17 protein-coding genes, 1 tRNA gene and 2 rRNA genes (1 of these 20 cut by a window edge) are annotated in these 22,630 nt (G+C 56.6%); 12 read left to right on the top strand and 8 right to left on the bottom strand.

Annotated elements, in window-relative coordinates:
- Nucleotides 1-77 precede the first annotated feature (77 nt).
- Nucleotides 78-533: a ribose 5-phosphate isomerase B gene (rpiB, locus tag GF423_RS09655; RefSeq protein ID WP_154328161.1), complete on the bottom strand. Its 456-nt coding sequence runs from the start codon at nt 531-533 to the stop codon at nt 78-80.
- Between the two features lie 66 nt (nt 534-599).
- Nucleotides 600-1,478 (bottom strand): DMT family transporter, encoded by an 879-nt coding sequence (locus tag GF423_RS09660; protein WP_154328162.1) that lies wholly within the window; start codon nt 1,476-1,478, stop codon nt 600-602.
- A gap of 109 nt (nt 1,479-1,587) precedes the next feature.
- On the opposite strand from GF423_RS09660, the gene lpxB reads away from it, so the two are divergent.
- Together lpxB and GF423_RS09670 are read left to right on the top strand one after the other, a co-directional pair.
- Nucleotides 1,588-2,739 carry a lipid-A-disaccharide synthase gene (lpxB, locus tag GF423_RS09665; protein WP_154328163.1) on the top strand — a complete coding sequence of 384 codons (1,152 nt, stop codon included), beginning with the start codon at nt 1,588-1,590 and terminating at the stop codon, nt 2,737-2,739.
- Nucleotides 2,726-3,349: an HD domain-containing protein gene (locus GF423_RS09670; RefSeq protein ID WP_154328164.1), complete on the top strand. Its 624-nt coding sequence runs from the start codon at nt 2,726-2,728 to the stop codon at nt 3,347-3,349. Before lpxB ends, GF423_RS09670 begins: the two co-directional genes overlap by 14 nt.
- A gap of 34 nt (nt 3,350-3,383) precedes the next feature.
- Here the strand turns inward: GF423_RS09670 and miaA are convergent, their stop codons facing one another.
- Nucleotides 3,384-4,295: a tRNA (adenosine(37)-N6)-dimethylallyltransferase MiaA gene (gene miaA, locus GF423_RS09675; protein ID WP_154329028.1), complete on the bottom strand. Its 912-nt coding sequence runs from the start codon at nt 4,293-4,295 to the stop codon at nt 3,384-3,386.
- 1 nt (nt 4,296) lies between these two features.
- Nucleotides 4,297-4,875, bottom strand: a complete 579-nt coding sequence (xpt, locus tag GF423_RS09680) for a xanthine phosphoribosyltransferase (protein ID WP_154328165.1) — start codon at nt 4,873-4,875, stop codon at nt 4,297-4,299.
- A 132-nt stretch (nt 4,876-5,007) separates the two neighbouring features.
- On the opposite strand from xpt, the gene GF423_RS09685 reads away from it, so the two are divergent.
- A complete protein-coding gene (locus GF423_RS09685) occupies nt 5,008-6,168 on the top strand; it encodes an AI-2E family transporter (RefSeq protein ID WP_154328166.1) in 1,161 nt (386 codons plus the stop codon).
- On the top strand, nt 6,165-6,860 hold the full coding sequence (locus tag GF423_RS09690) for an SGNH/GDSL hydrolase family protein (RefSeq protein ID WP_154328167.1): 696 nt from the start codon (nt 6,165-6,167) through the stop codon (nt 6,858-6,860). The genes GF423_RS09685 and GF423_RS09690 overlap by 4 nt, the downstream gene beginning before the upstream one ends.
- On the opposite strand, the gene GF423_RS09695 is transcribed toward GF423_RS09690, so the two are convergent.
- From GF423_RS09695 to GF423_RS09710, 4 genes are all read right to left on the bottom strand, one after another.
- Entirely contained in the window at nt 6,843-9,578 is a 2,736-nt protein-coding gene (locus tag GF423_RS09695; RefSeq protein WP_154328168.1) for a calcium-translocating P-type ATPase, PMCA-type, read from the bottom strand. The genes GF423_RS09690 and GF423_RS09695 overlap by 18 nt on opposite strands.
- A 22-nt stretch (nt 9,579-9,600) precedes the next feature.
- On the bottom strand, nt 9,601-10,911 hold the full coding sequence (locus GF423_RS09700; protein WP_154328169.1) for a dihydroorotase: 1,311 nt from the start codon (nt 10,909-10,911) through the stop codon (nt 9,601-9,603).
- 80 nt (nt 10,912-10,991) lie between these two features.
- The gene (locus GF423_RS09705; protein ID WP_154328170.1) at nt 10,992-11,780 is read right to left on the bottom strand and encodes a polyprenol monophosphomannose synthase; all 789 of its coding nucleotides are present in this window, start codon (nt 11,778-11,780) and stop codon (nt 10,992-10,994) included.
- A gap of 166 nt (nt 11,781-11,946) precedes the next feature.
- A complete protein-coding gene (locus GF423_RS09710; RefSeq protein WP_154328171.1) occupies nt 11,947-13,953 on the bottom strand; it encodes a polysaccharide biosynthesis protein in 2,007 nt (668 codons plus the stop codon).
- Between the two features lie 366 nt (nt 13,954-14,319).
- Here GF423_RS09710 and GF423_RS09715 point away from each other — a divergent pair, with 366 nt between their 5' ends.
- From GF423_RS09715 to GF423_RS09750, 8 genes are all read left to right on the top strand, one after another.
- Entirely contained in the window at nt 14,320-15,459 is a 1,140-nt protein-coding gene (locus tag GF423_RS09715) for a PCMD domain-containing protein (RefSeq protein WP_154328172.1), read from the top strand.
- Nucleotides 15,456-16,229, top strand: a complete 774-nt coding sequence (locus GF423_RS09720; protein WP_154328173.1) for a porin family protein — start codon at nt 15,456-15,458, stop codon at nt 16,227-16,229. The genes GF423_RS09715 and GF423_RS09720 overlap by 4 nt, the downstream gene beginning before the upstream one ends.
- A 44-nt stretch (nt 16,230-16,273) precedes the next feature.
- Nucleotides 16,274-17,854: a calycin-like domain-containing protein gene (locus tag GF423_RS09725; RefSeq protein ID WP_154328174.1), complete on the top strand. Its 1,581-nt coding sequence runs from the start codon at nt 16,274-16,276 to the stop codon at nt 17,852-17,854.
- An 18-nt stretch (nt 17,855-17,872) separates the two neighbouring features.
- A complete protein-coding gene (locus tag GF423_RS09730; protein WP_154328175.1) occupies nt 17,873-18,415 on the top strand; it encodes a calycin-like domain-containing protein in 543 nt (180 codons plus the stop codon).
- A 308-nt stretch (nt 18,416-18,723) separates the two neighbouring features.
- Nucleotides 18,724-19,179 carry an Hsp20/alpha crystallin family protein gene (locus GF423_RS09735; protein WP_154328176.1) on the top strand — a complete coding sequence of 152 codons (456 nt, stop codon included), beginning with the start codon at nt 18,724-18,726 and terminating at the stop codon, nt 19,177-19,179.
- 570 nt (nt 19,180-19,749) lie between these two features.
- Nucleotides 19,750-21,282: ribosomal RNA gene (locus tag GF423_RS09740) — 16S ribosomal RNA — on the top strand.
- A gap of 133 nt (nt 21,283-21,415) precedes the next feature.
- Nucleotides 21,416-21,489: transfer RNA gene (locus GF423_RS09745), tRNA-Ala, on the top strand.
- 186 nt (nt 21,490-21,675) lie between these two features.
- Nucleotides 21,676-22,630, top strand: a 23S ribosomal RNA gene (locus GF423_RS09750) (it continues 1,951 nt past the right edge of the window).
- The 16S and 23S rRNA genes sit together here with 1 tRNA gene alongside, the layout of an rRNA operon.

Genomic DNA, 22,630 nt, shown 5'->3' on the forward strand with positions numbered 1-22,630 from the left:
AGAGGACAAATCTCGATGATTGATTTTTGTCCTCTCTCGCTGGTTGTTGCTGCTATAGCGTGCCCGCAACTGCCGGGCTACTTCACAGGAATCTTGTCGATGCGACGCTGGTGCCGGCCTCCCTCAAAGTCGGTGCTCAAAAATTCCTTGACCATGGCAATCGCCTGCTCGTCGGTCACAAAGCGGCCAGGCATGGCCAGGAAGTTGGCATTGTTGTGCTGCCGCGCCAGGTGGGCAATCTCGGGAATCCAGCACAGTGCCGAGCGTATGCCCTGGTGCTTGTTGAGCGTGATGTTGATGCCCTCGCCACTGCCGCATATCCCGATACCGGGATAGCACTCGCCCTTTTCCACAGCCAGGGCTGCAGGGTGGGCAAAGTCGGGGTAGTCGCAGCTCTCGGTGCTGAATGTGCCGAAGTCCTTGTAGGCAATGCCTTGATCGTCGAGATACTTCATCACAGCTTGCTTGGTGGCATAGCCGGCGTGGTCGCAGCACAGCGCCACAGGAATGTTGGGTTTTAAAATTGTTGACATGATGATATGGAATTTAAGTTTCGTTTTCAGTGTGCACAAATTTAGCAAGTTTTCTCGATTTCACACTCATTGGAGCGAGCCTAAAATCATGCAGGTCATGCCGGCAATGAGCAGCAGCTGGTCGAAAATCTTCAGGCGCAGGCTTTTGCGCTCGTGAAGCACAATGATGCCGTAGAAGTAGGACACCAGCGCGCTGCCCCGGCGTATCATCGAGGTGATCGACACCATGCCGTCGGGCTCATAGAGTGCAAAGAAGTAGCACAAGTCGGCCGCGCAAATAAACAGTGAAATGAACAGTATCGACCACCGCCATTGAAATTTGACCGCCGGCTTGGCCACGATGCCCACCACAAGCATGACAACCGTCATGATGACCAGCTGGTAGAACGAGTACCAGGCCTCCACGTTGATGGGCTTGAACTGCATGAGCAGAAACTTGTCGTAGAGCCCGCTCGCCGCCCACAGCAGCACCGACGCAAAGCCCGCCCACATCCACTTGTTGGTCGAGAAGGAGTAGCCCTCGCGGTGCCCGATGAAGCCCACCCACAACAGCGAGAAGAATCCCAGCACGATGCCCGTCCACTGCAGCACGTTGGGATGCTCGCCAAAGATGATGATGGCGCCCACCAGCACCAGTATGGGCCGCAGGGCGTTGATCGACCCTTGTATGGTGAGCGGCAGGTACTTGATGGCATAGTACCCCAGCAGCCAGCTGCTGGTGACAATAACCGACTTGATGAAAATGTAGACGTGGCTCATGGGCTTCACAAAGTTGCCGTACATGTCGTTGAGCGTGTAGACGAGTGCCGGCGACATGTAGAGCGTGCAGAACAGGGTGTTGAGGAAAAGCACCATGAGCACACTGTTGCCTTCGAGTGCCCTCTTCTTGAACACGTCGTAGAATCCGAGGCTTATTGACGATATGACGGCAAAGAGTATCCACATAGCCAGCTACAAAGTTACAAATTTTAACGCACACATTTGCTGCCTTACCACATAAAAAACCGAAAACCTTGTCGCATAAAACGCCAGCTAAGTGTTATCTTTGCACATTATGAAGTATTTTATCATTGCCGGCGAGGCCAGCGGCGACTTGCATGGCGCTCAGCTCATGGCTGCGCTCAAGAAAGAGGACAGCGAGGCCCAATTCCGCTTTCTGGGCGGCGACTACATGGCCCAGGTCGCGGGGATGAAGCCCCTCATCCACTATCGCGACATGGCCTACATGGGCTTTGTCGAGGTGGCCAAGCACCTGACCACGATACTTGGATTCATGAAGACGGCGCGCCGCGCCATGCTCGAGTGGCACCCCGATGCGCTTGTGCTCATCGACTACCCCTCGTTCAACCTCAAGATGGCCAAGTTTGCCCATGAGCGCAACATTCCCGCATTCTATTTTATCTCACCCAAGGTTTGGGTTTGGAAGGAGTACCGCGTCAAGCAAATCAAGAAATACATTGCCCGCATGTTTTCGATATTGCCCTTCGAGCAAGAGTTCTACCGCAGGCATGACTATGATGTGGAATATGTGGGCAACCCCACGGTCAAGGAAATAGCCCAGGCCAGCACGCAGTTTCACGACCGGGCAGCATTTGCCCGCCTCAATGGTCTCGACCCCGAAAAGCCCATCATTGCCCTCGTGCCCGGCTCGCGTCGCAAGGAGATACACGACAATCTGCCCACAATGGTCGAGGCCGCTCTGCGCCACCCCAGCTTTCAGGCGGTGATTGCCGGCGCGCCGAGCATCGACGACACGCTCTATCACGCCACGCTCTTGCCACTGGGTGTGCAGTTGCCTGTGCTGCACGGCAAGTCGTTTGAGCTTGTGCACCATGCCCGCGCCGCCATCGTGACCAGCGGCACTGCCACACTCGAGGCCGCCCTGCTGCGCACGCCCCAGGTGGCCTGCTACCGCATGAACGGCAAGAAATATCTCTACAAGTTTTATCGCCGCTTGCTCAAGGGAAAATATGTGACGCTGCCCAATCTTATTACCGACGCTGCTGTGATACCTGAGCTGTTGCTGCACCAGTGCACCCCCGATGCCATCGACTCCTGGCTGCAGCAGTTGCTGCCCGACACTGCCCGGCGCCAGGCCATGCTCGACGGCTACGACCGCATGGCGCGGCTACTCACCGCCAAGGATTGCACGGCCAGCACGGCCAGCGGCATCATTCAATACCTACACAGCCATGCGCGACATTGAACCGATAAGAGTTTTTCTCGAGCGTGAGATTGTGCCGCGCTACGACAGCTTCGACGCTGGCCACCAGCGCGATCATGTGCACAGCGTGATGCACACGAGCCAGCAGCTGGCCCGCTACTACCCGCAAGTGGACCGCGCCATGCTGCTTGTGGCAGCGGCCTATCACGATTTGGGCCTGGCCCTGGGCCGTGAGCGCCATCACATCGAGAGCGCCCGCATCTTGCGTGCCGACACGCGCCTGCTCCGGTGGTTTACGCCTGCCGAAATCGACATCATGGCCGATGCTGCCGAGGATCATCGCGCCAGCCTCGGCCATGAGCCGCGCACCATCTATGGCCGCATCGTGGCCGAGAGCGACCGCCAGATCGATGCCGAGGTGGTGTTGCGTCGCACCATGCAGTACACCCGGGCCCATTTCCCGGGCCTCGACAAGGAGATGCAATGGAAGCGCCTGCAAGAGCACTTGCACGAGAAGTATGCCCCAGGCGGGTATCTGCGGTTGTGGATTCCCGAGAGCGACAATGCCCTGCATCTTGCCGAGCTGCGGGCCATCATTGCCCATCCCGAGCAGTTGCGTGCAGCCTTTGAGCGCATCTATGCCCGGCTGTGAGGCCGTTGCATGCGGGGAAAAATGGTCACTTGCGTTATGTTGAAATGTGCTGGAGCGCTGCCTCGAGCGTGGCGGTGAACTCCTGTGGCGTGCACCAGGTGATAGATGGGTCGCGGGCGTACCACGTGAGTTGCTTCTTGGCATAGACGCGGGTATTTTTCTTGATGCGCGCCACGGCTGTGTCACGGTCCATATCGCCGTCGAAATAGGCAAACATCTCCTTGTAGCCCACCGTGTTGAGCGAGTTGAGATGGCGCAGCCCGTACACGCTGCGGGCCTCGGCCTCGAGGCCGAGCCTCATCATGGAGTCGACACGGCGGTTGATGCGTTCAAACAGGGCGTCGCGAGCCATGTTGAGCCCTATTTTCACAATGTTGAACGGCCGCTGCTTCACCTTGCCCGTGCGCAGCGAGCTGTAGGTCGTGCCCGTCTGGCGGCATATCTCCACAGCATGCACCACACGCTTGGGATTGTTGCGGTCGACGATGGCATAGTAGTCGGGGTCGAGGCGCTCGAGCTCGGCAAGCATCGCCGCGAGTCCCTGGTCGAGATACTGCTGCTTGGTGGACTGGCGCACCTCGTCGCTCACGTCGGGCATCACGTCGATGCCCTTGCACACGGCGTCGACATACATCATCGACCCGCCGCACATCACGGCATAGTCGCCCCGGGTCCACAAGCTGGGGAGCAGTGCCATCACATCGGCTTCATATTGTGCGGCGCTGTAGTACTCGTCGAGGTTTTTAATTTGCACAAAGTGGTGGGGCACCAGCGCCTGCTCCAGGGCAGTGGGAGCGGCCGTGCCTATGGGTATGCCCTTGAACACCTGGCGCGAGTCGGCGTTGATGATCTCGCAGCCCAGTTGCTGGGCCGCGCCTATGGCTGCTGCCGTCTTTCCCACGCCAGTAGGGCCTGTGACAACAATGAGCGTCTTGCTGTGCGTCATCTCACTCAAGCGTGATTTGGCAGTTGTCGAGCGAGAGCACGCGGGCCAGCGACTCCACGCGATAGCCATCGTTGCGCAGCTGGTCGCCACCGTGCTGAAACACCTTCTCGATGATGAACCCGAAACCCACGATGCGGGCTCCGGCCTGGCTGGCCAGGTCGATGAGGCCCCTGGAGGCGTTGCCATAGGCCATGAAGTCGTCGATGACCACAATGCGGTCGTCGGGACTCAAGAAGTCGGCGCTGATGCACACTGTGTAGTCGCGGTCTTTGGTGAACGAGTGCACTGTGGTAGTGAGCATGCTCGACATGGTTTTGGGTTTCTTTTTCTTGGCAAAGACCACTGGCAGGTGCATCTCGTGCCCCATCATGATGGCGGGAGCGATGCCGCTGGCCTCGATTGTCATGATCTTGTTGACACCGCTGCCGGCAAAGCGCTTGCTGAACTCGTGTCCTATCTCGTACATCAAGTCGGGGTCGAGCTGGTGGTTGATGAAACTGTCTACCTTCAAGATGCCGCCCTCGTAGCACTTGCCGTCTTGCATGATTCTTTTTTTCAGGATGTCGAAACTGTTGCCCATAAGGTTGTTTTGTGATGATGATAATTATAGGGGCAAATTTACGCAATTTATTCCAATTGTTGTTTCTTTCATCGTGCTTCCTGTTTTTTTTGTATATTTGCGACATCGCAACAAGAAAAATCTCTTTTGTATATGGAAGAAATTGCAGCGCGAAAGAAATATGATTTAGACCGAGTGGTGAGGACCACATTCACCATCCTCGCTATCGTTGCAGCCATCTATGTCGTCAACTACTTGAGCAGTATTCTGCTGCCGTTCTGTGTGGGCTGCCTGCTGGCCTACATGCTTGAGCCTGTGGTGAAGCTGCTGATGCGCCTCACACGGCTCAAGAAGCGCACGGTGCCGGCCATAGTCACCATGCTGCTGTTTTTCGGCGTCATCTATCTATGCTTGCGCTTCTTGATACCCTATTTTGTCGACGAGTTTACCGATATGGGCAAGATGCTGGCAAAGTATGCCGAGCACCGTTTCACCATCCACGGCGTGCCGCCCGAGGTACAGGAGGTGATAGACCGCTACTTCAACCTCGACGCCTTGCAGCGTGTGTTCTCGCAAGAGCAGTGGATGAAGATAGGCAAGAGTGTGATGTCGGGCACGTGGTCGGTGCTGGGTGGCACGCTCAGTGCCATAGCCACGCTCGTGTCGTGGTTGCTGGCCTTGCTCTACATGTTCTTTGTGATGATCGACTACGACAAGATAGGGCATGGGTTCAAGTCGGCCGTGCCGCCCCGCTACCGGCGCAAGGTGTTCCGCATCATGAGCGACGTTACGGGTGCGATGAGCCGCTACTTCCGTGGTCAGGCGCTGGTGTCGTTTTTTGTGGGCATCGTGTTTGCCATCGAGTTTTATATCATAGGCCTTCCCATGGCAGTGGTGTTTGGCCTCTCGATAGGGGTACTCAACATGGTACCCTACTTGCAGCTCATCTCCATTCCAGTTGCAGCTTTCCTGTGCCTGGTCAAGTCGGTGTCGGCAGGAGTGGCTTTTCTCCCGCTCTTCGGGTGGACGATTGCTGCCTATTTCATCTGCCAGGCCATTCAAGACATGGTGCTCACACCCACCATCATGAAGCAGCAGATGGGGTTGCGGCCAGCCATCATTTTCCTGGCCTTGTCGATATGGAGCTACGTGCTGGGTTTCATAGGCCTTATCATTGCCTTGCCGCTCACCACACTCATCATTTCCTACTACAGCGAGTATGTGCTGCATGTGCCCAACCCGTTGCACAGGCCCAAAGGAAAAGACAATAATACTAAAGTAGTTACAAAGGAAAAAACTGAAGAATCTCGATGAAGAAAACAATCATGCTCCTCACTGCGGTCTTCTTGCTGGCAGTGGCCAGGCTTGCCGCTGCCGACAAGTGGACCGGCTTGTCGAAATATGACTCGCAGAATGCCACTCTCGTGGCTGCCCGCAACATGGGCAACCGGGTGGTGTTTATGGGCAATTCCATTACCGAACTGTGGCTCAGCGTCGACCCCGGCTTCTTTGCAGCCCACAGCAATTTCATCAACCGCGGTATCTCGGGGCAGACGACCTATCAAATGCTGGTGCGCTTTCGCAGCGATGTCGTCAATCTCCAGCCCAAGGTGGTGGTGATACTGGGCGGCACCAACGATATTGCCGAGAATGCCGGCCTCGTCTACAACGAGAACCGCACCCTGGGTAATATTGTGACTATGGTGGAGCTGGCCCGCCTTCACAAGATTAAGCCCATCGTGTGCTCGGTTCCGCCTTGTGCCAGTTACTACTGGAGCAAGACGGCTACAGGCATTCAGCTCAAAATACTGCGTCTCAACGAGCGGCTGGCTGCCTACTGCAAGCAGCAGGGCCTGCCCTTTGTCGACTACTACACCCCGCTGGTGAAAGGTGCCGACAATGCCCTCAACCCCGACTATACCAAGGACGGGGTGCACCCCAACCTGGCCGGCTACAAGGTGATGGAGCCCATCATTCTGAAGGCTGTTTCAAAATATGTGAAATGAGCTTGCACTGTCGAGGCTGTGTGCCGTGCGGCTGGGCCGGTGCAGCCTGTGCCACAGCTCGCCCACGAGCATCACAGGCATGGTGATGACGATGATTTTCACCCATTGCTCAAGGTTCAGGGGCACCACATTAAACATCTTGCCGCCAAATTGCACGATGAGCACCTGACCTATGAATATCACGGCTATAATGCCGAAGAACACCTTGCTCTCCCGCATGTTGTGGAAGGCCGAGTGACCGCTGTCGAACGACTTGGCGTTGAATAGATTCCAAAATTGCAGAAATACAAACGTGGTGAAATACATCGTCATCTCGGTGGGTGAGATGTGGGTGCTCAGCAGCGTGCCGCTGCCGTCGTTGCGGAAATAGAGCAGGTAGCCAAACACACCGAGCATCACGATGGTGAAAAGCAAGCCCACGCCGAAGATGAACCGGGCCATTACCTTGGTGATGATGGGCTCGCCGTTGCGGCGCGGCTTCTCCAGCATCACTTCCTTGCTGGGAGGCAGTGAGGCCAGCGCCAGCGCTGCAAAGGTGTCCATGATCAGGTTCACCCACAGCATTTGCGTGACCGTGAGTGCCGGTTGCTCGCTGAAGAATGAGCATATGCCCACGAGCAGGCTTGCGGCCACGTTGACTGTGAGCTGGAAGAGGATGAACCGCTGTATGTTTTTGTACAACGAGCGTCCCCACATCACGGCCTTGCCTATGCTGGCAAAGGAGTTGTCCATGATGGTGATGTCGCTCGCCTCCTTGGCCACCGAGGTGCCATCGCCCATCGACAGACCCACTTGTGCGGCGTTGAGTGCCGGAGCGTCGTTGGTGCCGTCGCCGGTCACTGCCACCACCTCGCCTTGCTGTTGCAGCAGCGACACGAGCCGGGCCTTGTCGGCAGGCCGCGCCCGCGACATGATTTTTATCTTCTCGGCGCGCTGGGCGGCCTGTGCATCGGGCAGGGCGGCAAATTCCTCGCCCGATATCAGCGCCTCGCTGCTGTCGTCATCGTTCCACAATCCCACTTGCCGGCCTATCTCGCAGGCTGTGCCGGGCGTGTCGCCTGTCACGATTTTCACTTGCAGGCCGGCGTCGAGGCACTCGTGTATCGCCCCGGGCACCTCGCTGCGCACGGGGTCGCTTATGGCCACGATGCCCATGAAGGTCATGCCCTCGACCTTCAACTTGCCGTCGGCAATGGGGCAGGGCGCATCGTTGTCGAGTATCTTGTAGGCAAATCCCAGCGTGCGCATGGCCTTGTTCTGATAGGCGTGCAGTTCGCTGGTAATGTCGTCGAAGTCGAGGCCGCCCACCACCTGCGAGCAGTAGCCATGCAGGATTTCGGAGGCTCCTTTCACCAGCAGCAGCCGTTTGCCTCCCAGAGCCTGGCAGCTTATCACGGTGGCCATGTATTTGTTTTCGGTAGAGAAGGGCAGCTGGCACTCTACTTGGTTGTTTTCGCGCAGTTGCAGGTAGTCGATGCCCTGGCTGTCGAGCCACAGCAGCAGGGCTCCCTCGGTGGGGTTGCCTATCGCCTTGGTCGCATGCGGGTCGCTCGTGTCGAGATAGGCGGTCGAGTTGCAGGCCAGGTTGTGCTCGACCACGATGCTGGCCTCGTCGCCGCTCTTGAGCTTGTCGCCATGCTCGAGCCCGAAGAAGTGCGCCTTGTACACTTGCATCTGGTTCTGGGTGAGCGTGCCCGTCTTGTCGGTGCAGATGATGGTGGTGGCTCCCATGGTCTCGCAGGCGTGCATCTTGCGCACCAGGTTGTGGCTGGCCAGCATGCGCCTCATGCTCAGGGCCAGGCTCAGGGTCACACTCATGGGAAGGCCTTCGGGCACCGATACCACAATCAGGGTCACGGCCAGCATCACAGTCTCGATGAGGTATTGCAAGGTGTTGACCAGGCTCTCGCCAGCAAAGCCGCCGTCGATGTAGTGGATGGCCAGGCGCCCCAGCACGATGGCCGCGCCCACGATGTAGCTGCCCTTGGCTATCCAGCGGCCCAGCTGGTCAAACTGCTTCATGAGCGGGGTCTCGAGGTCGTTCTCAATCTGGGCGTCGGTATAGATTTTGCCATACTCGGTGGCATCGCCCACGTGGGTCACCTGCATCATGCCATGGCCCTCGCTCACGCTCGAACCGCGCAGCAGCACGTGGGTGGGATAGGTAGCCTCGGGGTCGCGGTCTTGCTCGCGGTGCGACTTGCGGGCTGCCGGCTCGCCGGTGAACGAGCTCTCGTCGACGGTCATCTGCACGCTGTCGAGCAGCACGCCGTCGGCAGGTATTTTCTCGCCGGCATCGAGCAGCACCACATCGCCCACCACAATGTCGCGGCGGGGCACCTGGGTGATTTTGCCCTCGCGCATGACCTTGACAGGGGTGTCGTCGTGCATCTTGTTGAGAATGTCAAATTTCTTGTTGGCGTTTACCTCTACAAGAAAACCCACCACCGTGGCCAGCATGATGGCCAGGAATATGCCCAGGGGCTCGAGCAGCACGTCGGCGGACTGGTGCAGGCATAGCAGCTCGTAGACCGATATGCCTATCGAGAGCAGCAGGGCCACGAGCAGTATCTTGATGAGCGGGTCGTTGAAGGTGGCAATAAACTGCACGAGCAACGACTTGCGCGGCGGTGGCGTGAGCACGTTGGTGCCGTGTTGCTTGCGGCTCTGTTGCACTTGTTGGCTGTTGAGGCCGGTGATGTGGTGTGGTGTTGACATTCTTTATTTTGTTAGTTTCGTGTTATCGGTTGAATTGCAGCCGCTGGCCGCGGCAGTGCTCGTTCACTTTGCCGTCGGCATAGGCTACCTGGCCGTTGACGATGGTCATCTTCACCCGGTGCTGCACTTGCATCCCGTTGAGCGGGGTCCAGTGGCATTTCGAAATCACGCTCTCGTCGGTGATGGTCCACGGCTCTGGCGCCACGATGGCCAGGTCGGCCTTGCAGCCCCGCCGCAGGTAGCCCCGTCCCTCGATGTGGTAGAGGCTGGCTGGCCCGTGGCACATGCGTGCCACCACCAGCTCGGGCCTGAAGAGCGTGAGCATGGCCACCAGCGAAAATTGCACCATGGGCATTCCCGAGGCTGCCTTCAGGCAGCCGCCCTGCTTCTCGGCGGGCAAGTGCGGGGCATGGTCGGTGCCTATGACTTGCAGGCGGCCCTCGATCACGGCTTGGCGCAGCGCCTCGCGGTCGGCAGCCGTCTTCACTGCCGGGTTGCACTTGATGCGGTTGCCCAGTCGCGCATAGTCGTCGTCGCTGAAGAGCAGGTGGGCCACAGTGGCCTCGCCTGTCACGTGATGGCCGTCGATGAGCGGCAGCTCGCGGGCGGTGGTCACGTGCAACACGTGCAACCGCCCGCCGCACTCGCGTGCCAGCTCGGTTATGCGCCTGGTGCTCTCGTAGCAGGCTTCGGCACTGCGTATTTTCTCGTGAAAACTCAGTGGCAGGTCCTGCCCGTATTGCGACACATAGTGCTTGCGGTTGGCATTGATGATGCTTTCGTCCTCGCTATGGACTGCAATTATTGTGCCAAGGTCGCTCAGCAGTCGCCTTGCAACTTCGGGGTCGCTGAGCAGCATGCCGCCTGTCGACGTGCCCAGAAAGGCTTTCACGCCGCACACCTGTGTGTAGTCGACTTGCTCGAGCGTGTCGAGATTGGTGTTGGTGGCCCCGATATAGAAGCTGTAGTTGGCTGGCGATACTTGGGCGGCCTTGGCATATTTTGCCTCGAGCCTGTCGATGGTGGTGGTGGGCGGCGTGTTGTTGGGCATGTCCATGTAGCTGGTCACACCGCCGGCCACGGCAGCACGGCTCTCGCTGGCAATGTCGGCCTTGTGGGTCATGCCTGGCTCGCGGAAGTGCACGTGGTCGTCGATCACGCCAGGCATGATGTAGGCTCCTTTCACGTTGATGCACTCATAGGCGTGTTCCATCACGTCGCGGCCCGGATCGCCAGCCTCCACTTGGGCGATGACGTCGTCGTTGAGCACGACATAGCCATGGTAAACGCGCCCTTCGTTTACCACTGTGCCGTTGTAAATAAGTCTTAGCATAGCCTGTATTTGTTGGGAGAAAAATGTGCTCGTGTGTGATTGCGCCCGTGGCTGGCGCCCATCGCGGCGCAGCGGCGGCCTCAAGAGCTGTGGCTGCTGCCCGAAGCGGTGCTTGCCGTCTTTCTTGTGAACTTGTGTTTCCTGTCGAAGGTACTGCTCCACTTGAGCTTGATCACGCCAAACATGGCCTCGCCAAAGATGCTGCTGTTCATCTTGCTGGTGCCCAGCACGCGGTTGACAAACACGATGGGCACCTCTACAATCTTGAAGCCCATCTTGTAGGCGGTGTATTTCATCTCGATTTGGAAGGCATAGCCTTTAAACTCTATCTTGTCGAGGTCAATGCTCTCCAGCACCTGTCGCCGGTAGCACACAAAGCCGGCTGTGGTGTCGTGCACGTGCATGCCGGTGATGATGCGCACATACTTTGAGGCAAAGTAGCTCATGAGTATGCGCCCCATGGGCCAGTTCACTACGTTCACACCGTTGATGTAGCGCGAGCCCACAGCCACGTCGGCCCCGCCTGTGGCGCAAGCTGCCTGCAGTGGTATCAAGTCTTGAGGGCGGTGAGAGAAATCGGCGTCCATCTCGATGATGTACTGGTAGTCGTGCTCAAGTGCCCACTTGAACCCTGCAATGTAGGCTGTGCCCAGCCCCAACTTGCCGGTGCGCTTGATGATGTGCAGGCGGTCGGGAAATTCAGTCTTAATCAAGTCGTCGACTATGGCCCCCGTGCCATCGGGGCTGTTGTCGTCGATGACCAGGGCGTCAAATTGGTGCTCTTTCATCCCCAGCACCACATGCAGGATGCTGGCGATGTTCTCCTTTTCATTATAGGTGGGAATGATGATTAAGCTGTCTGATTCCATTGATTTCTATAGAAATGTTGGGCTGCAAGTGCCGTTTTTGTTTCACAAAAATAGTAATAATTTTCCCAAAGCGGGAAAATCATCGCGCTTTTTTCTGTTAATTCGTCTTTATTGCAGCGTTTCTTGCAACAGGGCTTTTCATGGAGCCCGCTCTCTATAGGCCTGCTTAGTAGTACATCTCGGTCTCGGGCACCGAGGTCACGCCCGGGGTGTTGCCTTGGGCAATCTCCTTGTCGATTTTCTCATACACCGAGTTCATGCTCTTGAACTCGGGCACAAATTCCTTCATGGCCATGATCATGTCGTGGGTGTTGCCCTGGCTGGCATAGCCTATGATGTTCTGTATGTTGTTGAGCACTGTCTTGAAGTCGTAGGTGCGCACCTTGGCTATCATGATTTTCTCGTTGTCGGTCTTGATGGTCTTCTCCTTGTCGTTGAGCAGCTCCTCATAGAGTTTCTCGCCAGGGCGCAGGCCTATCTCCTCGATTTTGATGTCGATGCCTGGCTTGAGCCCTGCCAGCGAGATCATGCGGGTGGCCAGGTCATATATCTTCACCGGTTTGCCCATGTCGAAGATGTAGATTTCTCCGCCGTGGCCCATGCAGCCGGCGTCGAGCACGAGCGAGCAGGCCTCGGGTATGGTCATGAAGTAGCGTATGATGTGCTTGTCGGTCACCGTCACAGGCCCGCCCTCGGCAATCTGCTTGCGGAAGAGCGGTATCACCGAGCCATTGGAGCCGAGCACGTTGCCAAAGCGGGTGGTGATGAACTGGGTGTTCTTGCCCTGGTGCTGGGCGCTGAAAAACAGCGACTGGGTGTAGATCTCGGCCAGACGCTTGGTGCAGCCCATCACGTTGCTGGGATTCACAGCCTTGTCGGTCGAGATCATCACAAACTTGTAGACGCCGTATTTCAATGCCAGGTCGGCAATGTTGCGTGTGCCCATCACGTTGGTGAGCACTGCCTCGGTGGGGTTCTTCTCCATCATGGGCACGTGCTTGTAGGCAGCAGCGTGGAACACATATTTCGGGCGATAGCTTGCAAAGGCTCGCTCCATGCGGTCGCGGTTCTGGATGTCACCCATGTAGAGCACGATGTCGATATCGGGAAACTTCTGCTTCATCTCGAGGGCCATGTCGTGCATCGGGGTTTCGGCCTGGTCTACGAGCACGATTTTGCTGGCTTTGTAGGCGGCCACCTGGCGCACAATCTCGCTGCCTATCGAGCCGCAGGCGCCGGTGATGAGCACACACGAGCCCTTGATGTGATTGCGCACGAGCATGTTGTTGAGCACGATGGGGTCGCGTCCCAGCAGATCCTCGATTTGCACTTCTTTCACGTGGGTCGATATGTTGTCGTTGTGGCTGTCGTCATCGCCGTCGGGCTCAAACTCTTGCACTTTGTTGATGAGCAGCAGCCGTATGTTGTTGTTGATGAATTGGTCGGCAAAGCCGTTGCGCATGAGCTCGACGTGGTCGGAACCGAAGATGAGGGCATAGATGCCGTTGCCCACAAAGATGTTGGCCACCGTTTCGGGGTCGTATTGATACACTTCAAAGCCGTTGATCGTGTGCTTGCCTTGCTTGTTGTTGCCCGTGCTCAGCAGACCCACAGGGCGGAACTTGCCTCCTATCTCGTTTTTGAGCGCGTTGGCCAGTATCAAGCTGTTGAGCGAGGTGCCCAGCACCAGCACTGGCTTGCGCCCGAACTCAGAGTGCATCATCATGCTGTAGAGCTGCTTGACCACGAGACGCTCCATCACCAGGAAAGCAAACGAGATGACACCGGTCACAATGATGGTCCAGAAACGCATGAGCTCGTTGTGACTTGGCGTCACGAGTATCGACACGATGTTGATAACCAGCAAGATGACGGTGGCGATGAGGGTGACCAGAAACTGGCGATACAGGTCCTCGATGGCCGACAGCCTGATGATGTGGGTGTAGCTGCGCGACAGGTAGGTGACCAGGAAGTAGACCAGCAACATGATGCCCATGTTGCCGAAGAAAACGAGCGGATGCCCCACGCTGGTACCCGTGATCACATCGGGAAGGGATACAAGGGTATAGGACGATGCTACAATGATCAGGTCGGCAAGGAGAATGAGCCACCTGGGGGCCGTCTTGAGCCTGGCTGCCCGCATCCACTTGGTGTATAATACTTTGTTAAACAATGCGCTCACAACGATATGGTTATTTAAATACTATTTTTTCGTTACGTCGTTTCTATATTGACTGCGATGCCTGTGCATTGAAAAATGGGGGGCATCGATATTGGACTGCAAAGTTATCGCTTTTCTTTGAAATCTCAAACGCGCAGCTGGTTTATTTTTTTAGCCGCCACGCCATTGCTTTGTTTCTGATGAAGTGGTGATTATTAGGTTATTTTTGGTCAATTAGTGGTATTTAATGAAAAAAAATTACATTATTCGAAATTTGTTTCCTAATTTTGCTGCATTATTTTTTTTGCTTATTGCGCAGTCATATTGCGACAACTGGAGTTTGTCGCGATGAAAATGCAAATTTAAATGAGATATTCTATGAAGGGAAAGTCCCTTGCTTTAACATTGGGTGTGTGCAGCCTGTTGCTGCTGTCTTCGTGCATAAAAGACGAGCCGCTCAACGCCGAGTGCGACATTGAGCAGGTGGTGATACACTGTCCCGATGCCTCGACGGTGTTCTACAGCCTGGCCGACACAAGCCAGACGGTGCTCTACACCGACAGCACCATCGTCTTCAATGTGCGCCGCAACGCCGACTTGAAACAGGTTACGCCCGAGTTCAAGGTCACGCCAGGCGCCACTGTCGAGTCCTTGGGCGGGACGCCCGACTTTGAGACCGACAGCCTGGCCCGCTACCGCGTCACCTCGCAAGACGGCAACTGGCACCGCTACTACACGCTGCGCTTCAACCGCGTGGCGCGCACTGTGAGCGACACGGTGTGCTTCGACTTTGAGAACTATGAGCTCGAGGCCAAGTCGCGCAAGTACTATGTGTGGCACAACGTGCTGGGTCTGGACTGGGCTTGCGGCAACGGCGGCTTCAAGTTGAGCATGCCCAGTGCCCGCCCCGAGGCCTATCCCACGGTGCCCGTGCCCGATGGCTACGACGGTGCCGCGGTCAAGCTCACCACGCTCAGCACCGGGGCTTTCGGTGCCATGGCTGGCAAGCGCATTGCCGCCGGCAACCTGTTTTTGGGCACTTTCGACGTGGAGAATGCCCTCAAAGATGCCTTGTCGGCCACCCGCTTCGGCGTGCCGTTCGACAAGAAGCCCGTCAAGGTCACAGGCTACTACAAGTACACTCCCGGGCCCACTTTTCAAGACAAGTCGGGGGGCGCGATTGCTGGCCGTGTCGACAGTGCATCGGTCTATGCGGTGTTCTATCTCAACCACGATGCCAGCGGCAAGGCCGTGATGCTCAATGGTGCCAATGTGACCTCGAGCAGCAGCATTGTGGGCTTTGCCCGCCTCAACCCGGTGACGCCCACCAGCGAGTGGACCTATTTTGAGATGGTTTTCAAGTTTAACAAAGATATCGACTACCAGCTGCTCGACAACATGGGCTACAACCTCACCATTGTGTTCTCGTCGAGTGTGCTTGGCGACCAGTTTATGGGCGCAATAGGCAGCGAGCTGCAGGTCGACAAGGTGAGATTAATCTGTACTAAAGAGGAATGATGACAATGAAATCGGTTGTTTTAGCTATCCTGTTGTTGCTCGTCGCCTCGACGAGTGCACGGGGCGAGGATTTCTTGCACCGCGGCATCTTGAAGGGCACCGAGTATTACGGCTTTGCAGGCTACGAGGTGGGTGGCAGTGCCCCCACGAGCATGCCGGCCTCCATTCGCGGTGTCAACAAGTTGAGCCTCACGCCCAACTTGATTGCCGGCTTCCAGATGGAGAAACCATTGACCGGCCGCATAGGCCTGCAACTGGGCTTGCAATTTGAAAACAAGGGCATGACGGTCGACTCCCGGGTCAAGAATTACCACGTGGCAGTGGAGCGCGGCGGTGAGACCCTCGAGGGCCAGTTTACTGGCAATGTCAACGTGCACGCCACCGAGTGGATGTTTACCGTGCCCCTGATGGCTACCTACAAGGTGGGCAAGGTGCATCTCAAGGCAGGCCCCTATGTGAGCTACTTGACCAGCTGCGACTTCCACGGCTGGGCCTACAACGGCTACCTGCGCGAGGGCGACCCCACCGGGGCCAAGGTGCAGCTGGGCGAGACCGAGGCCGAGCGTGGCAACTTTGACTTCTCCGACCACATGCGGCGCTGGCACGCTGGCCTGGGCCTGGGGGCCGACTGGCACATTTCCTATCACCTGGGTGCCTTCTTCAATTTGGCCTACACGTTCAACGGCATCTTCAAGAGCGACTTTACCACCGTCGAGGAGACGCTTCACCCCATCTACGGCCAGCTGGGCATTACCTACCGGTTGAGATAAAATTTAGATTACTACATATATATATATATAAAGTATTATCAAAGATGAAAAAAAAGTTACTATCGCTTTTCGCTGTTGCCGTGTGCAGCCTCTCGGCTTTGGCCACCGACTACACTGGCACGCTCACCGTCACGGTCAACGGCTCGGCCTCGTCGCAGTCGGCTACAATCACTGTCGACGAGAATGCCGACAACACCTACAATCTTGTTCTCAAGAATTTCGTCCTCAAGAGCGGCGACCAGACTGTTCCTGTGGGAAATATCCAGATCGACAGCCTGGCAGCCGTCACAACCAGTGGCGTGACCATGCTCTACGTCGACAGGTCGATAAAGATCTCTGCCGGCGACGACAGCTCGGTGTCGTCGTGGCTGGGTCCCATGCTGGGCGCAGTGCCCATCAAGATGAGTGCCCGCTTCAACGCTTCCAATTTGATGGTGACCTCTATCGATATCGATATGAAGCAACTGCTGGGCCAGAGCATCGCTGTGCTTTTTGAGAACGTGGGCACACACTTCCAGATGCCCAACGGCGACTTTGAGACCTGGACCAGCGCCACCGCCGAGCCCCGCTACTGGCACAGCTTTGCGAGCGGTTCGGGCTCTTGGGCAGGTTTAGCCCCGGGTAAGATCGCCAGCAGCACCGATGTGCCCTCGGGCATTGGGTCGACCACGAGTGTCGTGGTCACGTCGGGTAAATTTTGGGGCGTCGTGGGCAACGGCACTTTCACCAATGGCCGCATCAATGCCGGCTCAACAACGGCGGCCAACACGGCCAACCATTCAGAGACCTACGGCCCCAATTCCACGACGGCTACCGACAAGAACGGCGACCTCTTTGTCACGCCCATGCATGCCGCCCCCGACTCGCTCACCCTCTGGCTCAAGTTCAGCCAGGCCGAGGCTCAGACTACCTACAAGTATGCCACAGTCAATTGCGTGCTCACCGACGGCACCTCCTATCAAGACCCTGAAGACAAGACCTATACCAACAAGGCTGCCGTGGCCAGCGACAGTAAAATCACTGTCACTGGCTGGAAGCACATGTCGCTGCCCTTCGACTACGATTCCTATGCCAGCAACAACGCCCAGGTCAAGGCTGTGCTGCTCACTATTTCTACCAATGCCACTCCCGGCAAGGGAAGCAGCGGCGACCAGGTGTGGGTCGACAATGTGAAGTTTGTGTACAATGCAGCCCTCTCCAGTCTCAAGTTTAAGGACACTCAGCTCGTGAGTTCGGCTGCCGACACAGCGACCCGGTTCACCATTGCCGACTACGAGGGCGACGCTCCGCAGGCTTCCGACTTTGCAGTCACCGCGGTGGGCAAGAGCGCCGTGGTGGGCAAGCTCGTGCAGGCTACCGACAGTGGCTATGTGGCCACCGTCACAGTGGTCTCGGGCGACTTGATGACCGCCAAGACCTATGTGGTGAACTTTGTGAAAAAGGCTCCTGCCAAGGGCGATCTCAACCAGGATGGCACTGTCGATGTGGCCGATGTTACCTTGCTGGTCAACAAGCTGCTGGGCATTGCCGTGCTCGACGACTCGCAGTGCGACCTCAACCACGACGGCATCGTCGATGTGGCCGACGTCACCACTCTCGTCAATATTATCACTGCTGCTAAATAATCAAAATACAATACTACAATGAAGAAATTTCTAACTCTTGTCGCAGCCCTGTGCTGCGCTGTGGCCGCCATGGCCACCGACTACGACGGCCTGCTCACCGTCGTGGTCAACAACGACACTACCCGGCAAGAGGCCAAAATCAGCCTCACCCAGAGTGCCAACGGCTACAAGTTCAGCCTCAACAATTTTATGCTCAAGGCTGGCGACCAGGTGCTGGGAGTGGGCAACATCGCCCTCGACTCGCTCACGGCAGCCCCGCAGTATGGCTACAAGACCATTGCTGTGAAAAAGAGTGTGAACATCGCTGCAGGCACCGACCCGTCGGTCGAGACATGGGTGGGCCCCATGCTGGGCCCTGTGCCGCTCAACCTCACAGCCAACTTTGTCGACGATGCTCTCGACTTCAGCATCAGCATCTACATGGCCGCCCTTGAGCAGAACGTGAACGTGCACTTCTTCGGCACCGCTCCTGTTGCTGCCAGCGGCGACCTCAACGGCGACGGCGTGACCAATGTGACCGACGTCACTACACTGGTTCAGATGATCCTGAACGCCAAGTAGCGCGCCGCGTTCCCCCACGTCAGTCCAACGGCATTTTCCAGGCCGGCGAAAGCCCTCATTGCTTTCGCCGGCCTTGCTGTTTGCCCTGGGGTGGACAATCTGTCCACAGCCTGGATAAATTTTGTCCACTTTTGTCCACTGTTTTGCCTGCAGGCGGCGCTGGCACGCGCTTTGCACAGTCTACAAGTGAACTTCGCAACGAGGCTCAAGGCCAAGGCGCCAGCTCCGCAGGCGGCCAGGCGGCGAGACGAGAAGCGAGATTCACACATTATATTGTTGAACTTTTTAAAGAATAGGAGATATAAATTATGTTACTGGCTCGTAGAAATTCAGATTGGTTACCCGATGTTTTCAATGACTTCTTTGATACCGACTTTATGCCGCGTGTGAGTGCTACAGCTCCTGCAATCAATGTGATTGAAAAAGACAACGAATATGATGTCGAGCTTGCAGCTCCTGGCATGACTAAAGACGATTTCAAAGTGAGCGTTGATGCCGACAATAATTTGGTTGTCGACCTTGAGAAGAAGACCGAAAAGAAAGAGGACAACAACGATGAGAAGAAAGAGGGCAAGAAGAACGAAGGCCGCTACCTGCGTCGCGAGTTCTGCTACACTCAGTTCCATCAGAGCTTGATCCTGCCCGACGATGTTGAGACCGACAAGATAAGTGCCAACGTCAACAACGGCGTCTTGAAGGTGGTTCTTCCCAAAAAGACGGCTCAAGAAATGAAAAAGAATAACAAAGTAATCAAGATTCACTAAGGTTTTCATGCTTGAGACTGCATTTCGACCCTCGGCCGATCACATTTATTTTCACTTCTCGATTGTGCGAGGCACATGCAGTTGAAGGTTTTGGTTAGGAATTTGGATTATTCAGGTTATAGAAAGCCAGCGACTCCCCAACGAGCCACTGGCTTTCTTTTTTTTGTTTTTGGGGTTTCTCTGGTTTTGGCGGGTAAAAATTTTTCAATTTTTTTCTTTCGGTGGCACAGCGAGTTATGTGCTGTGTGTGAAAAAATGATGAAAAAAAGTGCGGCATAAATTTGCCAGTTCAGAAAATTGGCGTAACTTTGCACTCGCTTTCCGGAAATAACGCCGGTGAGCACAAAAGAAAAGAGAGATCTTTGACACGTTTGCAGTGACAAGTAGTACAAGAGAACAATAGGGACTGTTTATTAGTCCCGTTGATTCCTAAGCAGGTACAACAGAATACTATCAGCTTGACAGCACAATAAGATACAGGACATCCGGAGCGGAGCAGGAAGCAACACTCGTTCGGAGCTGGTTGCCTACAACGATTCTTTTTGAAAGAAGAGAGACAACAAGATAACAACAACGAAGAGTTTGATCCTGGCTCAGGATGAACGCTAGCGACAGGCTTAACACATGCAAGTCGAGGGGCAGCGGGCGAGTGGCAACACTTGCTGTCGGCGACCGGCGCACTGGTGAGTAACACGTATGCAACCTGCCCCCTTCTGGGAGATAACCCATAGAAATGTGGCCTAATATCCCATAGTCGGCCCAGCCGCATGGCCGGGCCGGGAAAGGTGAGCCGGAAGGGGATGGGCATGCGGCGCATTAGCTAGTTGGCGGGGCAGAGGCCCACCAAGGCGACGATGCGTAGGGGTTCTGAGAGGAAGGTCCCCCACATTGGTACTGAGACACGGACCAAACTCCTACGGGAGGCAGCAGTGAGGAATATTGGTCAATGGGCGGGAGCCTGAACCAGCCAAGTCGCGTGAGGGAGGAAGGTCCTACGGATTGTAAACCTCTTTAGCCGGGGAGCAACGTGCGCCACGCGTGGCGCAGTGAGAGTACCCGGAGAATAAGCATCGGCTAACTCCGTGCCAGCAGCCGCGGTAATACGGAGGATGCGAGCGTTATCCGGATTTATTGGGTTTAAAGGGTGCGCAGGCGGCGCGAAAAGTCAGCGGTCAAAGTTCCGGGCTCAACCCGGTGACGCCGTTGAAACTTTCGGGCTGGAGTTCGTGCGAGGGAGGCGGAATGCGTTGTGTAGCGGTGAAATGCATAGATATGACGCAGAACCCCGATTGCGAAGGCAGCTTTCCAGCACGCGACTGACGCTGAGGCACGAAAGCGTGGGGAGCGAACAGGATTAGATACCCTGGTAGTCCACGCGGTAAACGATGAATACTAGCCCTGCGGCGCGATTGAGTGCTGCGGGGCAGAGTGAAAACGTTAAGTATTCCACCTGGGGAGTACGCCGGCAACGGTGAAACTCAAAGGAATTGACGGGGGCCCGCACAAGCGGAGGAACATGTGGTTTAATTCGATGATACGCGAGGAACCTTACCCGGGCTCAAACGGCGGGAGACGCGTCCGGAAACGGGCGTTCCCTTCGGGGCTGCCGCCGAGGTGCTGCATGGTTGTCGTCAGCTCGTGCCGTGAGGTGTCGGCTTAAGTGCCATAACGAGCGCAACCCCCATCTTCAGTTGCCAGCGGGCAAGGCCGGGCACTCTGGAGAGACTGCCAGCGCAAGCTGTGAGGAAGGCGGGGATGACGTCAAATCAGCACGGCCCTTACGTCCGGGGCGACACACGTGTTACAATGGCAGGGTCACAGAGGGAAGCCAGGCGGCGACGCCGAGCCGATCCCGAAAACCTGTCTCAGTTCGGATCGGAGTCTGCAACCCGACTCCGTGAAGCTGGATTCGCTAGTAATCGCGCATCAGCCATGGCGCGGTGAATACGTTCCCGGGCCTTGTACACACCGCCCGTCAAGCCATGGAAGCCTGGAGTGCCTGAAGTTCGTGACCGCGAGGAGCGACCAAGGGTAAGACAGGTAACTGGGGCTAAGTCGTAACAAGGTAGCCGTACCGGAAGGTGCGGCTGGAACACCTCCTTTCTGGAGCCGGCGCCGAACACAACGGTGTCCCGCATCCGCACCGGGGGCTGTCCTGAAGCCGTCGAGCGCTGTGTGCCCGCAAGGGATCAAAAAGGAAGTTCTCAAGAGCGCGACTTGAAGCTGCAAACGCACCGGGGGATTAGCTCAGCTGGCTAGAGCACCTGCTTTGCAAGCAGGGGGTCAACGGTTCGAATCCGTTATTCTCCACGAAAAAAAGAGATCATTGACATGCTGGAAACGCTAAACTTGAAGCAAGATCAAGCGATTTCACCGCGGATTTCATAATCCGCGCTGGAAGCAAAGAGCGAGAATCGAGCGACAACTACAGAGGAGGCCCGCAGCGCCCTGCTGACGCAGGCAAGCGGGTCCCGGTTCTGAAGGCGAAAAGGAAAAGAGAAAGCAAGAAAGGGCGCACGGGGGATGCCTGTGGCTCTCGGAGGCGAAGAAGGACGTGACAAGCTGCGAAAAGCCGCGGTGAGGGGCAAATGCCTTGTGACCCGCGGATGTCCGAATGGGGAAACCCGCCGGGAGAGATCCCGGCACTGCGGCGACTGCTGCAGGGCGAACGCGGGGAACTGAAACATCTCAGTACCCGCAGGAAGAGAAAATAACAATGATTGCGCCAGTAGTGGCGAGCGAACGCGCAAGAGCCCAAACCGGGGCGGTCGAGGCCGCGCCCGGGGTTGTAGGACCGCCGGCAAAGGCGTCGTGAAGGGTAGCCGAACACGCAGGAAAGCGTGACCATAGGGGGTGACAGTCCCGTAGGCGAAACCCGGAGCGGAGCCGAGGCGGCACCTGAGTACCGCGGAACACGAGGAATTCTGCGGGAATCTGCGGGGCCCATCCCGCAAGGCTAAATACTACCGAGAGACCGATAGCGCACAAGTACCGTGAGGGAAAGGTGAAAAGAACCTCGAGCAGAGGAGTGAAACAGACCCTGAAACCGTGCGCCTACAAGCGGTCGGAGCACCAGCAATGGTGTGACGGCGTGCCTTTTGCATAATGAACCTACGAGTTGCCGTCGCCGGCGAGGTTAAGCGCGGGCACGCGCGGAGCCGAAGCGAAAGCGAGTCCGAACAGGGCGAGAGAAGAGTCGGCGGGGGCAGACGCGAAACCGAGTGATCTACCCTTGGCCAGGATGAAGGACGGGTGAATCCGTCTGGAGGTCCGCACCGATAAGCGTTGAAAAGCTTACGGATGAGCTGAGGGTAGGAGTGAAAGGCCAATCAAACTCGGAGATAGCTCGTACTCCCCGAAATGTATTTAGGTGCAGCCTCACGGCAGTGAGACGTAGGTAGAGCGACCGATAGGATGCGAGGGCTTCACCGCCTGTCAAGTCCTGCCGAAC

It is taken from the genome of Sodaliphilus pleomorphus (assembly GCF_009676955.1).
Taxonomy (GTDB): Bacteria; Bacteroidota; Bacteroidia; order Bacteroidales; family Muribaculaceae; genus Sodaliphilus; species Sodaliphilus pleomorphus.

What these genes read in the sequence shown, in the direction of transcription:
- lpxB (WP_154328163.1), top strand. Translation starts at nt 1,588, where the DNA reads ATGAAGTATTTTATCATTGCCGGCGAGGCCAGCGGCGACTTGCATGGC.
- GF423_RS09670 (WP_154328164.1), top strand. Translation starts at nt 2,726, where the DNA reads ATGCGCGACATTGAACCGATAAGAGTTTTTCTCGAGCGTGAGATTGTG.
- GF423_RS09725 (WP_154328174.1), top strand. Translation starts at nt 16,274, where the DNA reads ATGAAAAAAAAGTTACTATCGCTTTTCGCTGTTGCCGTGTGCAGCCTC.
- GF423_RS09660 (WP_154328162.1), bottom strand. Translation starts at nt 1,478, where the DNA reads ATGTGGATACTCTTTGCCGTCATATCGTCAATAAGCCTCGGATTCTAC.
- GF423_RS09735 (WP_154328176.1), top strand. Translation starts at nt 18,724, where the DNA reads ATGTTACTGGCTCGTAGAAATTCAGATTGGTTACCCGATGTTTTCAAT.
- GF423_RS09715 (WP_154328172.1), top strand. Translation starts at nt 14,320, where the DNA reads ATGAAGGGAAAGTCCCTTGCTTTAACATTGGGTGTGTGCAGCCTGTTG.
- GF423_RS09720 (WP_154328173.1), top strand. Translation starts at nt 15,456, where the DNA reads ATGATGACAATGAAATCGGTTGTTTTAGCTATCCTGTTGTTGCTCGTC.
- rpiB (WP_154328161.1), bottom strand. Translation starts at nt 533, where the DNA reads ATGTCAACAATTTTAAAACCCAACATTCCTGTGGCGCTGTGCTGCGAC.
- GF423_RS09705 (WP_154328170.1), bottom strand. Translation starts at nt 11,780, where the DNA reads ATGGAATCAGACAGCTTAATCATCATTCCCACCTATAATGAAAAGGAG.
- GF423_RS09695 (WP_154328168.1), bottom strand. Translation starts at nt 9,578, where the DNA reads ATGTCAACACCACACCACATCACCGGCCTCAACAGCCAACAAGTGCAA.
- xpt (WP_154328165.1), bottom strand. Translation starts at nt 4,875, where the DNA reads ATGGGCAACAGTTTCGACATCCTGAAAAAAAGAATCATGCAAGACGGC.
- GF423_RS09700 (WP_154328169.1), bottom strand. Translation starts at nt 10,911, where the DNA reads ATGCTAAGACTTATTTACAACGGCACAGTGGTAAACGAAGGGCGCGTT.
- miaA (WP_154329028.1), bottom strand. Translation starts at nt 4,295, where the DNA reads ATGACGCACAGCAAGACGCTCATTGTTGTCACAGGCCCTACTGGCGTG.
- GF423_RS09685 (WP_154328166.1), top strand. Translation starts at nt 5,008, where the DNA reads ATGGAAGAAATTGCAGCGCGAAAGAAATATGATTTAGACCGAGTGGTG.
- GF423_RS09690 (WP_154328167.1), top strand. Translation starts at nt 6,165, where the DNA reads ATGAAGAAAACAATCATGCTCCTCACTGCGGTCTTCTTGCTGGCAGTG.
- GF423_RS09730 (WP_154328175.1), top strand. Translation starts at nt 17,873, where the DNA reads ATGAAGAAATTTCTAACTCTTGTCGCAGCCCTGTGCTGCGCTGTGGCC.